The sequence below is a fragment of the Sphingomonas sp. CFBP 13706 genome, assembly GCF_014842355.1.
Taxonomy (GTDB): Bacteria; Pseudomonadota; Alphaproteobacteria; order Sphingomonadales; family Sphingomonadaceae; genus Sphingomonas; species Sphingomonas aerolata.
Window position 1 is genome coordinate 125,492 of sequence record NZ_JACYVM010000003.1, and the last position, 13,553, is coordinate 139,044.

11 protein-coding genes and 1 pseudogene are annotated in these 13,553 nt (G+C 67.6%); 6 read left to right on the top strand and 6 right to left on the bottom strand.

Annotation, left to right across the window (positions count from 1 at the left end; translation table 11 throughout):
* Window positions 1-366: 366 nt before the first annotated feature.
* From IFS44_RS07160 to IFS44_RS07185, 6 genes and pseudogenes are all read left to right on the top strand, one after another.
* Window positions 367-873, top strand: a complete 507-nt coding sequence (locus IFS44_RS07160; RefSeq protein WP_206757820.1) for a Csu type fimbrial protein — start codon at window positions 367-369, stop codon at window positions 871-873.
* Window positions 874-939: 66 nt separating this feature from the next.
* Window positions 940-1,629, top strand: coding sequence for a fimbrial biogenesis chaperone (locus IFS44_RS07165; protein WP_192098010.1), 690 nt, complete (start codon window positions 940-942; stop codon window positions 1,627-1,629).
* A 505-nt stretch (window positions 1,630-2,134) separates the two neighbouring features.
* Window positions 2,135-2,800: pseudogene (locus IFS44_RS22150) on the top strand (fimbria/pilus outer membrane usher protein); the annotation flags it as partial.
* Entirely contained in the window at window positions 2,712-3,944 is a 1,233-nt protein-coding gene (locus tag IFS44_RS22155; RefSeq protein ID WP_244650026.1) for a fimbria/pilus outer membrane usher protein, read from the top strand. The pseudogene IFS44_RS22150 and the gene IFS44_RS22155, both read left to right, overlap by 89 nt.
* A complete protein-coding gene (locus tag IFS44_RS07180; RefSeq protein ID WP_192098012.1) occupies window positions 3,932-4,390 on the top strand; it encodes a Csu type fimbrial protein in 459 nt (152 codons plus the stop codon). The genes IFS44_RS22155 and IFS44_RS07180 overlap by 13 nt, the downstream gene beginning before the upstream one ends.
* Before the next feature lie 114 nt (window positions 4,391-4,504).
* The gene (locus tag IFS44_RS07185) at window positions 4,505-5,566 is read left to right on the top strand and encodes a LuxR C-terminal-related transcriptional regulator (RefSeq protein WP_192098013.1); all 1,062 of its coding nucleotides are present in this window, start codon (window positions 4,505-4,507) and stop codon (window positions 5,564-5,566) included.
* A gap of 53 nt (window positions 5,567-5,619) precedes the next feature.
* Here IFS44_RS07185 and gyrB read toward each other — a convergent pair whose 3' ends face one another.
* The 6 genes from gyrB to IFS44_RS07215 all read right to left on the bottom strand — a co-directional run bounded on the left by gyrB (window position 5,620) and on the right by IFS44_RS07215 (window position 13,543).
* Window positions 5,620-8,151, bottom strand: coding sequence for a DNA topoisomerase (ATP-hydrolyzing) subunit B (gene gyrB / locus IFS44_RS07190; protein WP_446740841.1), 2,532 nt, complete (start codon window positions 8,149-8,151; stop codon window positions 5,620-5,622).
* A gap of 389 nt (window positions 8,152-8,540) precedes the next feature.
* Entirely contained in the window at window positions 8,541-9,335 is a 795-nt protein-coding gene (locus IFS44_RS07195; RefSeq protein WP_192098015.1) for an OmpA family protein, read from the bottom strand.
* Window positions 9,336-9,429: 94 nt separating this feature from the next.
* Window positions 9,430-10,554, bottom strand: coding sequence for a DNA replication/repair protein RecF (recF, locus tag IFS44_RS07200; RefSeq protein ID WP_192098016.1), 1,125 nt, complete (start codon window positions 10,552-10,554; stop codon window positions 9,430-9,432).
* Window positions 10,555-10,733: 179 nt separating this feature from the next.
* Entirely contained in the window at window positions 10,734-11,528 is a 795-nt protein-coding gene (locus tag IFS44_RS07205; protein WP_192098017.1) for a Coq4 family protein, read from the bottom strand.
* A 110-nt stretch (window positions 11,529-11,638) separates the two neighbouring features.
* Window positions 11,639-12,757 carry a DNA polymerase III subunit beta gene (dnaN, locus tag IFS44_RS07210; protein ID WP_031395114.1) on the bottom strand — a complete coding sequence of 373 codons (1,119 nt, stop codon included), beginning with the start codon at window positions 12,755-12,757 and terminating at the stop codon, window positions 11,639-11,641.
* Window positions 12,758-12,889: 132 nt separating this feature from the next.
* Window positions 12,890-13,543 (bottom strand): outer membrane protein, encoded by a 654-nt coding sequence (locus IFS44_RS07215; RefSeq protein WP_031395115.1) that lies wholly within the window; start codon window positions 13,541-13,543, stop codon window positions 12,890-12,892.
* Window positions 13,544-13,553 lie beyond the last annotated feature (10 nt).

Here is a 13,553-nt window from a genome sequence, read left to right on the forward strand (position 1 = left end):
CGGTGCCCGGGCCGCGATCGTCGCAATCCCGGGGCATGTGGCGCCCCTGCGCACTGCACGGCTTGCCAGCATTCAGTCTTTCATCTAGTATTAACCATCGAAACTCATTCCGTTTACCATGATTCGTCATGATGTACGGCAATGATCGACGACCATCCCAAGTCAAGACCATGCATGTCCACGTAGATCTACGTGGGAAATATTGTACATTTGTTCAGGTCTTCGCAATGCCATTGGCGTAGAACTGCATCGATGAGGCGGCATGTTTTCAAGAAGCCTCTTGATGACAGATACGGCTCGACATGAGTGGCGCAAGGTATGTCCTGCTGCGCCCAGTCCTGGGAATTACCAATGGCTATCAACAACATGCGCGTCCAATTCGCGCTGGCGTCCGCGCTCGGCCTGACCGCTTTCGTCGGCCTTCCGGCATCGGCGCAGACCACCGGCACGACGATCGCCGCCAACGCCGAAGTCACCGAGAGCTGCGTGGTCACCTCGACCGCCCTGCAGTTCGGCGGCGCCGATGTGACCGATGGCGCCGCGCATGCGGGCACCGGTGGTCTGGACGTCATGTGCACCAGTGGCACGGCCTGGACCGCGACGGCCGATGTCGGCACGGGCGCAAATGCAACGATGGCCTTGCGCGGGATGACCTCGACCGGCGGGGGAGGCCAGAAGCTGAACTACGTCCTGTACAATGACAACACCACCACCAGCCCATGGGGTGATGGCACGGCCGGCAGCTCGCCGATCACCGGCACCGGCACCGGCGTCGTTGTGCCGATCGTGCTGGCCGGCAGCATCCCGCTTGGCCAGACGAACGCACCGGCAGGAACCTATGCGGATGTCGTCCAGGTCACGGTCAACTACTAAGCTCTTCAAGCAATGCGCTTTATGAGCCTCTTGCAGACCGGTCGCCTCACGGCGGCCGGTCTTTGCATGGCCGCCGCCATCGCCCTGCCCGGCGATGCGGTCGCGAGCAACTTCCGCGTCAGCCCGGTCACGCTCACCCTGCCCGCCAACCGCCCGGTCGGATCGCTGACCATCACCAATGGCGAGGATGTACCGGTATCGATCCGGGTGTCCGCCTTTCGCTGGACCCAGGTCGACGGCAAGGACGTCTATACGCCGACCGACGACCTGATCGCGTCGCCACCCATCTTCACCGCTGCGACGCGGGCGCCGCAACTCGTCCGCATCGGCGTGCGGCACCGCCTGCCCAATGCCGCCTATCGCGTGATGCTGCAGGAGATCCCCGGGCCGGCGACGGCGAACGGCGTGCGCATCGCGGTCAAGCTGAACCTGCCGCTCTATATCGTCGCCGATCCGGCCGCCAAGGCTGACGTCGCCTGGACCGCCTGGCGGCGTCCGGCCGGCGACATCGTCCTCGAGGCGCGCAACACCGGCGGCGCGATCGCACAGGTCACCGGCATCGCACATCGGACGGGCACGGGCCCGGGCGGCACGTCGACGGTGCTGAGCAAAGCGATGGGCGTCGTCCTGCCGCAGAGCATGCGCCAATGGGAGATCGGCAAGCACCCCGAACTCACGACCGGGACGCCGCTGACGCTCGCGATCCGCACCGCCGATGGCGAGCACGAAGTCACGGCGAATCTGGCCGCGCGCTAGTCTGGCGATCGTGCTTCTGGCCGCGGGTTCGCCCGGCATCGCAGCCGACCCCGCGCCCATCCCGGCGGCGGGGCAGGCCGCGGCGCCGGCGGACCTGCGTCTGGCGTTGCTCGCGATCCGGATCAACGGCATCGATCAGCCCGATCCGGTCTGGGTGCTGTACGATGCGGATGCGCTGTACGTCACCGGAGACGCGGCACGCGCGTGGCGGCTTGTACTGAAAGAGGACGATACGCGGCTGTACGAGGGCGAGACCTATCTTCGGCTCGACACGGCGGAAGGACTCGTCGCTGGCCTCGACGATGCAACGCAGACGTTGTCGATCACCGCGCCGGCGGCATTGTTCATGCCAACAAGCGCGCTGCTGTCGGGCCGGACCGACGGGCCGATGACGCGCAGCGGGATCGGCGGCTTCCTCAATTACGACCTGTCTGCACAGACCGCGTCAGGCGCGTCTTCGCTCGACGGCCTGTTCGAGCTGGGCGCGTTCAGCGGCGCGGGGACGATGGGGACGAGCTTCATCGCCGGCACGGGGAACAGTGGCGACGGGCGACGCAGCCTCGTCAGGCTGGATACCAACTGGACGATCGACGACCCGGCGCGGCTGCGATCGCTGCGGATCGGCGATGGCGTGACGCGCGGCAGCACCGGGACCGGTGCGCTGCGGTTCGCGGGCCTCCAGCTCGCGACCAATTTCGCGACGCAGCCGGGCTATCTGACGATGGCGCTGCCGACGCTGAACGGCAGCGCGGCCGTCCCCTCGGTCGTCGACCTCTATGTCAACAACATCCTCCAGAACCGCCAGACCGTCGCGTCCGGACCGTTCGCGCTGACCGACGTCCCGGTGGTCAATGGCAGCGGCGATATCCAGCTGGTGGTGCGCGATGCGCTGGGTCGCGAAACGCGGGTGACGCAATCCTATTATGCCGCGCCGCAGATCCTGCGCCGGGGGCTGCATGATTTCTCGTACGAGATCGGCGTGTTGCGGCGCAATTTCACGCGGGCGAGCTTCGACTATGGCACGCCGATCCTGTCGGCGACGCATCGCTACGGTGTGACCGAACGGCTGACGGTCGAGGCGCATGGCGAAACCACCCGCAGGATGCAGGCGACCAGCATGCAGGTCAGCGCCTTGTGGCCCGCGGTCGGGATCTTCTCGCTCTCGGCCGCGGGCAGCCATTCGGGACCGGGGCGGCGGCGGCCTGTTCGGGATCGGGTTCGAACGCCAGACGCGCGGCCTGTCGCTGGGCGGCAATGGCGAGATCACCACCGCGGACTATGCGACGGTCGGCGATTCGACCGCCTATCGGCGCGCGCGCAGCACGGTGACCGGTTTTATCGGCACGCCCACGCCCTATGGATCGGTCACCGCTTCTCTCCTGTGGCGCCGCAGCCGCGACCAGCGCGGCGATATTCTGTCGGGCAATGCCAATGCGTCGATGCGGCTCCGCCGGATCGGCGCGCTCAGCCTCAATGCGAGCCGGAGCTTTGCCGGCGCGCGCGACACGACGGTGCAGTTCCGCCTCACCGTCCCGTTCGGCCAGCGGACCAGCGCCACCGCCGGCGTGCAGCTGCGCGACGGCGAGCTCGGCGCGACGACGACGCTGCAACGCAACCTCCCTTATGGCGACGGCGTCGGATACCGGCTGCAGGCGGAAACCGGGGCGATCGAGCGGCTTGATGCAGAGGTCAATGCCCAGAGCGGCATCGGCCGTATCGATGCGCAGGTGACCCGGCTGAACGGGGCGTCGGGCGGGCGGCTGCAGCTGGTCGGATCGGTCGCGACGGTCGATGGCGCGGTGTTCGCCGCACGCCGGATCGAGCAGAGCTTCGGGACCGTGCGTGTCGGCCCCTACGCCAATGTCCGCGTCTATTCGGACAACCAGCTGGTCGGCCGCACGAACGCGGCGGGCGTGCTGGTCATCCCGCGGCTGCTGCCGTTTCAGGACAATCATATCCGGATCGAGGCCGAGGACCTGCCGCTCGACGCGATCATCGACGAGACCAAGCGTACGGTGCGGCCCTATGATCGCAGCGGCGTCGCGGTACGGTTCGGCGCACGCGCGGCAAGCGATGCGCGGCTCCGGGTGGTCGGTGCGGACGGCAACCCGCTTCCCGCCGGCACCGTGCTTCACCTGAACGGCGCGGGCGAAGCCTTTCTGCTGGCGCCCGGCGGCGACGCCTATCTGACCGGGCTGGCCACGCGCAATCGCGTGTCCGCCACCTTTGCCGGCGGCGGATGCGCGTTCGCCTTCGACTTCGTCCCCGCCGGACAGACCCAACCCGATCTCGGAACCTTCACATGCACCTCATGATCGGTCGCAGCGCGATCACCGCCGCGTTTGTCTTCGCGCTACTCGCGACCGCGGCGCCGGCAGCGGCAGCCAGTTGCAGCGTTAGTCCGCAGCAACTGAGTCTGGGTCGCTATGATCCGTTCGCATCGGCGCCACAGGATGCCGTCACCAGCATCGCGATCAGCTGCGACGTCGAAACCAGCGTCGTCATCGCGATCGGCCCGGGCAATGGCGACTATGGCGCGCGGACCATGACCGGCGGCGCCCAGGCGCTGCTCTACAATCTCTATATCGATCCTGCGCACTCCCGGGTCTGGGGCGATGGCACCAATGGCAGCAGCACCGTCAGCAGCACCGCGGTCGCCACCAGCACCGCGATTCCCGTCTATGTCCGCGCACCGGCCCGCCAGACGCAGCTGAAACCGGGATCCTACAGCGACATCCTCTGGGTCAGCATCACCTATTGAACGCCCGCGACAGCCCCCTCGAACTCTTAGACTTTACCGTGTAACGCCGAATTTCATCGTCCCGGCCGCGGCACCATTTTCGGGCCCCTGGCACCGCCACCGACCGGAGCAGCCATGATCCTATACGTCATCGACGACGACAGCGGCACGCGGCGGCATCTGCAGGCCTGTCTGAAGCCGTCGGGCATCACGGTCTGGCCCTTTGCCCATGCCGACCTGTTCCTCGAGCAATTGCCCACGCTCAAGCCTGCGCCGATCCTGATCGAGCTGCGGACGCCGCCGGCGCACGGCCTGGGGCTGCTCTCCGCGCTGGCACAACGCGACATCCGCTGGCCGGCGATCGCGATCACGGCGCGGACCGACGCGACGGTCACCGTCGAGGCGATGAAACTGGGCGCGACCGAGGTGCTCGACATGCCACTCGAGCCCGAAACGCTGGCGGCCGCGCTGGACCGCGCGTTCGAACGGGTCGCGACGCTGGTGAACTGGACGGCGCAGCGCGGCGCGGCGCGCGCGCGTCTCGATCTGCTGACCGAACGCGAACGCAATGTCGTGCGCGCGATGATCGTCGGCCAGACCAACAAGGCGATCGCGCAGGCGATGGCGATCAGCCCGCGTACGGTCGAGGGGCATCGCGCACAGGCGCTGCGCAAGCTGAACGTCAGCAGCGTGGCGGAGATGGTCTATGTCGCCGTAGATGGCGGGCTCGCGCCCCGCGAACGCTGGCTCGACACCCCCGAACTCGCGCGCAGCCTGCGTGAGGGGTCGCCACTGGCGAACCACGTGTCACAGCTGCCCGACCCGGGCCGGTCCCGCTTCGACAATTTCGCCGCGACCTCTCCCGATGGCATTCTATGTGCGGATCATGACGGCCGGATCATCGTCTGGAACGCGGCGTGCGAGACGCTGTTCGGTTTCAGCACCGATCAGGCTCTGGGTCAGACGATCGCCATCATCGATCCGCGAGAACGGGGTAACGCCCTGAACCTGCAGCAACTCGCAGCCCGCGGCGCGGCACATCTGGTCGGGACGACAGCCACCCTCGAGGCGACGCACCGCGGCGGATCGAAGCTGGCCGTCACCCTGTCGCTGTCGATGTGGCGCGAGGACGGCCAGACGCATTTCGGCGCGATCATCCGCAAGACCGACGCGCCACGCAGGGCCGAACCGGACTGACGCACACGGATCGGACGATCCCTGTGCGTCGGTCCGGGGAAGCGAAACGCGCCCTAGACGTCGAGATTGGCGACGTTGAGCGCGTTGTCTTGGATGAACTCGCGCCGCGGTTCGACGACTTCGCCCATCAGCTGCGTGAAGATCTCGTTCGCGCTCTCGGCATTGACCGCGGTGACGCGCAGCATCGAGCGGACCGACGGATCGAGCGTGGTTTCCCACAGCTGTTCCGCGTTCATCTCGCCCAGCCCCTTGTAGCGCTGGATCGCGAGACCCTTGCGGCCGGCGGCGAGGATCGCGTCGAGCAGATGGCTCGGGCGCGACACCTGCGTCGAGCCGCGCGTCGCGACCGCGGTGGCGGACCCGATCACGCCGGCACCGGTCTCTGCGGCGTCTTCCGCCTCGGGCTCGTCGGCGTGCGCCGCCTTGCTCGCGGGGACGAGGTTCGACGTGCGCGCATAGCTGTCCGACTGCTCGGCCGACAGGGCGTGCAGCTTGCGCGCCTCGGCCGAGACGAGGAAGCTCGCCTCGATGATGTGGTGATCGGTCACCCCGCGCCACGCGCGCTGGAAATGGATGCCGCCATCTTGCGTCAGCTCGGCGGTCCAGCGCGCATCGCCGTCGTCGAGTTCGAGCCGCCGCGTGACGATCTCGAGCCGCAACGTGCGGTCCGCGACCGACGCCTCGGGATCGAACACGCCGCCCAGTGCCAACGCCTCGATCATGCCCGCGTCATAGCGCTTGGGGACGTAGCGCATCAGCGTGCGCATGCGGCGCGCGTGATCGACCAGATCCTTCAGGTCGCGACCCGAGCGGGCGCCGCCGGGCCCTTCGAGAACCATCGACCCGACGCCCGCATCGACCAGATATTCGTCGAGCGCGGCATCGTCCTTCAGGTACATTTCGGAGCGGCCCTTGGTCGCCTTGTAGAGCGGCGGCTGCGCGATGTAGAGATAGCCGCCCTCGATGATCTTGGGCATGTGACGGTAGAACAGCGTCAGCAACAGCGTGCGGATGTGCGCGCCATCGACGTCTGCGTCGGTCATGATGACGATCTTGTGGTAGCGCAGCTTGTCCGCGTTGAAGTCGTCGCGGATGCCGGTGCCCATCGCGGTGATGAGCGTGCCGATCTCGCGGCTCGACAACATGCGATCCTCGCGCGCGCGCTCGGTGTTCAGGATCTTGCCGCGCAACGGGAGGATCGCCTGGAAATGGCGGTCGCGGCCCTGCTTGGCCGAACCGCCTGCCGAGTCACCCTCGACCAGGAACAGCTCGGACTTGGCGGGATCGCGCTCCTGGCAGTCGGCGAGCTTGCCGGGCAGCGAGGCGATGTCCATCACGCCCTTGCGGCGCGTCAGTTCGCGCGCGCGCTTGGCGGCTTCGCGCGCGGCGGCGGCGTCGATGATCTTGGCGACGATCGCCTTGCCGTGCGCGGGGTTCTCTTCGAGCCATTCGGCCATCTTGTCGGCCATCAGGCTTTCCAAGGGCTGGCGGACTTCGGACGAGACGAGCTTGTCCTTGGTCTGGCTGCTGAACTTCGGGTCGGGCAGCTTGACCGAGACGATCGCGGTGAGCCCCTCGCGCATGTCCTCGCCGGTGAGCTGGACCTTTTCCTTCTTCAACAGGCCCGACTTCTCGGCATAATTGTTGAGCGTGCGCGTCAGCGCGGCGCGGAACGCGGCCATGTGCGTGCCGCCGTCGCGCTGCGGGATGTTGTTCGTGAAGGCGAGGACGTTCTCGTAATAGGAGTCGTTCCACTGGAGCGCGACGTCCATCGTGACGTCGTCGCGCGTACCCGAAATCGCGACCGGCTCGGGCATCAGCGGCAGCTTGGCGCGATCGAGATACTTCACGAACGCGGCGATCCCGCCTTCGTAATAGAGCTCGACGGTCTTTAGCTCCTCATGCCGTGCATCGGTCAGGAACAGGCGCACGCCCGAATTGAGGAAGGCGAGCTCGCGGTAGCGATGTTCGAGCTTGTCGAAGTCGAAATCGGTGATCTTGAAGGTCGCGGGCGACGGGAAGAAGGTGACGCGCGTCCCCTTCTGGCCCTCGGCCGCGTCGCCGACGATCTTGAGCGGGAGCACCGCGTCGCCGAACGCGAAGCGCATATAATGCTCCTTGCCGTCGCGCCAGATCGTCAGGTCGAGCCATTCGCTGAGCGCGTTGACGACCGAGACGCCGACGCCGTGCAGGCCGCCCGAGACCTTGTACGCGTTCTCGTCGCTGGTGTTCTCGAACTTACCGCCGGCGTGGAGCTGGGTCATGATGACCTCGGCTGCGGACACGCCTTCCTCGGTGTGGATGCCGGTCGGGATGCCGCGGCCATTGTCGGTGACGCTGACCGAACCGTCGGCGTTCAGGACGATGTCGATCCGGTCGCAATGCCCGGCAAGCGCCTCGTCGATCGCGTTGTCGCTGACCTCGAACACCATGTGGTGGAGGCCCGATCCGTCGTCGGTGTCGCCGATATACATGCCGGGGCGCTTGCGGACCGCGTCGAGGCCCTTGAGGACCTTGATCGAGTCTGCGCCATAGTCGCCCTGGTTGGGCAGGTTGGGATTGTTGGATTCAGGGTTGGATGCCATGCCCAGCATATAGGCATCGCACGCCCGAAACGGAAGCGAAATGGCCTGTGGCGCCGGGGGGCGGGTCGTGAGGCGTAGGACAGCGTTCGGCTCTAGCCTCGCTCCAAACACGTCGCCTCCCCGGCGGAGGCCGGGGCCCAGTTGGGAAGGTGGTCGTAACGCAGCGACCCCTTCCGTCTGAGACGTCCCCCACCTGGGCCCCGGCCTTCGCCGGGGTGGTAGAGGCGGGCCTGCCCCTCTCCCCTCGGGGGATAGGGAGGGAGGCGCCGCAGGCGACGGAAGGGTGAGGGGCTTTGGCGCGCGCTCCCGAGCCTCACTTGCCCTCACCCTTCCCACGGCAAGGGCCGCGGGCCCCTTCCCTCTCCCCCGGGGGGAGAGGGAGTTCACCGTCAGAAGCGGTCGGCGCGCTGGCCGAGCAGGGTCACTTCGACGCGGCGGTTGAGGCGCATGCCGGCGGCGGTGCCGTTGGTCGCGACCGGCTGGCGCTCGCCATGGCCGACGACGTTGAAGCGCGCGCGGACGACGTCCATGTCGTCGAACGCCTGACGGACGCTCGCCGCGCGGCGCTCGGACAGATCCTGGTTGTGCGCATTGGTGCCGCGCGAGTCGGTAAAGCCGTCGATCGCCACGCGGACGCCCGGATTGCCGCGCAGATAGCGCGCGAGCGGGCGCAATTTCTCGATCGCCCCGGGGCGCAGCACCGCGCTGTCGGTGCGGAACAGCACGTCCTCCTGCAGCGTCAGCGTCGCGCCGCGTGGCGTCTGACGGAAGCCGTAGTTGCGCATCGCGCCGCGGTCCCACGTCGTGCTGGTCTCGACCACAGTGGTGCCGCCGCCGCGGTCGCCGCGATAGCCTCCCGGGTCGCGACCATAGGCGGCCCAGTCGAACCGGTCGCGACGCGGCCCGGCGATGCGGGCGAATTCGCGGTTGGCGTCGTCGGCCTCCTGCCGGTTGATCCGGCCATCGCCGTTCGCGTCGAAATTGGGCATCACGAACGTGCGACCTCGCGGCGTATTGCGCAGCTCAGGGAACAGGATCGGCACGCCGGCACCCGCCAGCCTGTAACCGGGGCGCGACCAGGGCGGGTTGCTCATGTCATAGCGCGCCTGCGCGAATGCCGGTGCGGTGGTTGCCGCGATCATGACCAGTCCGAATGCGGCGCGTGCGATAGTCGTCTTCATCATGTCTCTCCGTCGCCCGCGATGGACCGGGGCGCGATGGACCGGGATTTGCCCGCGCCCGCTTGAACCCCTCGTGACGCGCATCGACAGCGCGCGTTCAGCCAGGCCCGACCGCGATCCGCGTCGCCTGCGCGTCGATCGCATCGAACAGCGCATCCTCGGTGCCGGTCATCCACACCTGCCCGCGCCCCGCCAGCCGATCGAACAGCGCCGCGCGGCGGGCCGGATCGAGATGCGCAGCAACCTCGTCGAGCAGCAGGACCGGGGGCTGGCCGGTCCGCTCGGCGACCAGCTCGGCATGCGCGAGGACGATGCCGAGCAGCAGCGCCTTCTGCTCGCCGGTCGAGGCGAGCGACGCGGCGCGCGCCTTGTCGTGGTGCGTGACGATCAGGTCGACACGGTGCGGCCCGACCAGGGTCCGCCCGGCAGCGGCATCGCGCGCGCGACCCTGCGCCAGCGTGACCGCGAGCGGCGCGGCATCGCCGGCCCAGCCGTCGAGCGCGAGGCCCGCACGCGGAAATGCGCCGTCCGTCTCGCCCGCCAGCCGCGCGCCGAGCAGGTCGACCGTTTCGCGGCGCGCGGCATCGAGCGCGTCGCCATGGTCGGCCATCTGCGCCTCGAGCGCGGACAGCCAGTCGCCATCGGGACGGCCTTCGTCGCCAAGCAGCCGGTTGCGCGCGCGCATCGCCGCCTCGTAGCGCGCGGCATGATGCGCGTGCCCGGGTGCGAGCGCGAGCGTCAGCCGGTCGAGAAAGCCGCGGCGTTCGCCCGCGGGGGCGACGAACAGCCGGTCCATCGCGGGGGTGAGCCACAACACCGTCAGCCATTCGGCGAGCGTATTGGCGGTGGTGGTCGCACCCTGGACGCGGACGATGCGGCGCTCGGGCGCCGAGGTCAGCGCGCCGGTCGCGATATCGACATCGCCGATGTGGCTACCAGCGTCGGCATGTTGGTCGCGTTCGGCCCCAGCTACGGAAGTCTCACCTCGCGCGGAGGGGCAGAGCGTTGCCGCGACGCCGAAACCGCCCGCACCGCCCTGCCGCGCCATCTCGCCGAGCGCCGCCCGGCGCAGCCCCCGGCCGGGGGCGAGCAGCGAAACCGCCTCGAGGATATTGGTCTTGCCCGCGCCGTTCGCGCCGGTCAGCACCACGAACCTCGCCCCCGGCTGGAGCGTCAGGTCGGCATGATTGCGGAAATCGGTGAGGACGAGGCGCGACAGCATCGCACCGGCCTTAAAGGAGTTTTGCAGCCGAGTGCATCGCCCTTTTCCGTTCGCCCTGAGCGAAGTCGAAGGGCATGGCTCACGCGATGGTGCTTCGACTTCGCTCAGCACGAACGAAGCTGGCGATCGGTCTGGTTAAGACCGGTCGCGACAGACCCGGTGCGCTGTCAGCCTTCGCGTCAGGCGGCGATCCGCTCGGGTCCGGTGCCCGCTCCCGCCTTCTGCGCGCTCAGATAGGAGGCGAGCACGGGACCCAGTTCGCGTTGTGCGTGCAGATAGGCGACCGGCGTCGCGATCCCGAGCCGCGCGCGTGCCGCATCGAGCGGCTCGTGCAGCAGGGTCAGATAATCCTCGCCCGAAATCCACTTTGCCTTGCGGCCATTGCAATAGCCTTCCCAGACCGCCTTGGCGAACAGGCCATTGCCGGTGACGCGGAGGCTCTTGAGCGCCGCCGCCGACCCGATCAGCGCCCAGCCGAGCCCGCCGACCTGCGCATAGCTGAACGCGACGAGCGCCGCCTCGCCCAGACTCTCGTCCGCCTTGTAGCCGGTCAGCACGTGCCAGATGTCATGCGTGTCGCGCACCCGCCGGCCGAACCACGCATAGGGATGCGCCAGATCGTCCTCGCTCGGCACCAGCCGCGACACCTCGACCAGCCCGTCCGCCGAATAGCCCGTCGTCTCCAGGAAATGGCGATACGCCGCGCCGACCGTGCCGGGCGCAAAGCTCGCGACGAACGCCGGATCGGAGAAGCGCCGTGCGAGCTCGACCTGCTCATAGGCGATCCGCCCGCCCCGCTCGGTCGCGATCAGCCGCGCATAGTTCATCGGCGCGTTGCCGACGTTCAGGGCGCGCATGATCCGGAACACCTGCGTCGTGTCGTCGCCATTGGCGAGGAGCTTCCGGATCGCATCCATCGCGGTCCGCCAGTCGCGACGACCGGTCGTACCAGGAAAGGGAGGAAGCTTCGCCATCGAGTCGACTCCTTACTAACAGCAATGTCAGTATCAGATCCGTCCAAGCCTTCAAACGAAAAAGGCCACCCCGAAGGATGGCCTTTCACGCGATCGCCGGCGTGCGACGGTCAGACGCGCATCGGCATCAGCACGTAGAGCGCGGGCGACTTGTCGTTTTCGCGGATCAGCGTGGGCGCGGCGGCGTCGGCGAGGTGGACCTCGACCATGTCGCCGTCGATCTGCGCGAGGATGTCCATCAGATAGCGGCTGTTGAAGCCGATCTCGAACGGGAGCGCGACGTAATCGCCGGGCACCTCCTCCGCGGCAGTGCCGTTTTCGGGCGAGGTCACCGACAGCGTGATCTTGTCGCGGTCGAGCGCCATCTTGACCGCGCGGGTCTTCTCGGTGGCGATGGTCGACACGCGGTCGACGCCTTCCATGAAGCTCTTGGGGTCGATCTTGAGGATCTTGTCGTTGCCGGTCGGGATCACGCGGCTGTAATCGGGGAAGGTACCGTCGATCAGCTTCGAGGTCAGGATCGCCTGGCCGAGGTCGAAGCGGATCTTGGTCGGCGACAGCGACACGCCGACCGAGCCGTCGACCTCGTCGAGCAACTTGCGCAGTTCGGCGATGCATTTGCGCGGCACGATCACGTCAGGCATCGATTCGGCGCCCTCGGGCCGCGGCAGCGTGACGCGCGCGAGGCGGTGGCCGTCGGTCGCGGCGGCCTTCAGCACCGGGTTCGCGCTGTCGCCGTCCGCGACGTGGAGGAAGATGCCGTTGAGATAATAGCGCGTCTCTTCGGTCGAGATCGCGAAGCGCGTCTTGTCGATGATCTGCTTCAAGGTCTCGGCGGGCAGTTCGAACTGGGTCGGCAGTTCGCCTTCCGCGATCACCGGGAAGTCGTCGCGCGGCAGCGTGCCGAGCGAGAAGCGTGCGCGGCCCGCGATGATGCTCATCCGGCCTTCGGAGGCGGCGAGCTGGACCTGGCTGCCCTCGGGCAGTTTGCGCGCGATGTCGAACAGTGTGTGCGCGGACACGGTGGTCGCGCCGGGCTGGTCGACCGCGGCTGCAATCGATTCGTTGATCTGGAGGTCCAGATCGGTCGCCATCAGCTTCAGCGTGCCCTCGGCGGTCGCCTCGATCAGCACGTTCGACAGGATGGGGATGGTGTTGCGCCGTTCCACCACGGACTGGACATGGCTCAGCCCCTTGAGGAGCGTTGCGCGTTCGATCGTCGCCTTCATCAAAATTCCCCCGGCCTCCACAGCCGGATTCGGGGCTGGGGGCAATCCGCAGATGGCTTACCCAACAATAAAGGGTCGGAGCAAGCGCCCCGACCCTTCTTTGATCACGGTAAACGTCGCGTTAGACCGCAATCAGAAGCGGAAGCCATAGCTGGCGACGACCTGATGACGATCGGTGTCGACGTCGAATCGGCCGCTGGTGCCGCCGGTCGCGTAGTCGATGTTGCTGCGCTCATAGTTCGAATAGCGATATTCGAGCTTGGCATAGCTGTTCGGGCCGACCGCATGCTCGGCACCCGCGCCGATCCGCCAGCCGTCGAGGTTGAAGTCGGTGTCGGTGGTCTGGTTGGTGTCGCCCGCCAGCACGTTCAGCTTAGCGTTGGTGTAGCCGCCCTTCGCATAGATCATGGTCGTCGGCGCGACGACATAGCCGACGCGACCACCGACGTAGATGTCGCGGCCCTGCTTGACGCGACCGAAGCCGAAGTCGCTGGTATAGTCGTTGCGGTCGCTCTTCGCGGTCGAACCGGTCAGTTCGGCCTCGGCGCCGAGCACGATGTTGCTCGAGGTCGCGATGTCATAGCCGATGCCGCCGCCGTACAGCAGGCCGTCGATCTTCTGGTCGTCGCGCCCGTTGTTGTTGGACACGCTGCTGCCGGCGCCGGTGTGGTCGTAGCCGAGCGTGGCCTCGACGCGCGGGCCGGTGAAGGTCGGGTTGGTCTGTGCCAGCGCGGGGGCGGCAATGGCGGTGGTCGCGAACAGCGATGCGGCGATAAGCTTACGCATTGGGATACTC

Bases quoted from the DNA above. Each gene is read 5' to 3' on its own strand.
- IFS44_RS07165 (WP_192098010.1), top strand. From the start codon at position 940: ATGGCCGCCGCCATCGCCCTGCCCGGCGATGCGGTCGCGAGCAACTTC.
- dnaN (WP_031395114.1), bottom strand. From the start codon at position 12,757: ATGAAGGCGACGATCGAACGCGCAACGCTCCTCAAGGGGCTGAGCCAT.
- IFS44_RS07215 (WP_031395115.1), bottom strand. From the start codon at position 13,543: ATGCGTAAGCTTATCGCCGCATCGCTGTTCGCGACCACCGCCATTGCC.
- gyrB (WP_446740841.1), bottom strand. From the start codon at position 8,151: ATGGCATCCAACCCTGAATCCAACAATCCCAACCTGCCCAACCAGGGC.
- IFS44_RS07160 (WP_206757820.1), top strand. From the start codon at position 367: ATGCGCGTCCAATTCGCGCTGGCGTCCGCGCTCGGCCTGACCGCTTTC.
- IFS44_RS07205 (WP_192098017.1), bottom strand. From the start codon at position 11,528: ATGGCGAAGCTTCCTCCCTTTCCTGGTACGACCGGTCGTCGCGACTGG.
- recF (WP_192098016.1), bottom strand. From the start codon at position 10,554: ATGCTGTCGCGCCTCGTCCTCACCGATTTCCGCAATCATGCCGACCTG.
- IFS44_RS07185 (WP_192098013.1), top strand. From the start codon at position 4,505: ATGATCCTATACGTCATCGACGACGACAGCGGCACGCGGCGGCATCTG.
- IFS44_RS07195 (WP_192098015.1), bottom strand. From the start codon at position 9,335: ATGATGAAGACGACTATCGCACGCGCCGCATTCGGACTGGTCATGATC.
- IFS44_RS22155 (WP_244650026.1), top strand. From the start codon at position 2,712: ATGGCGAAACCACCCGCAGGATGCAGGCGACCAGCATGCAGGTCAGCG.
- IFS44_RS07180 (WP_192098012.1), top strand. From the start codon at position 3,932: ATGCACCTCATGATCGGTCGCAGCGCGATCACCGCCGCGTTTGTCTTC.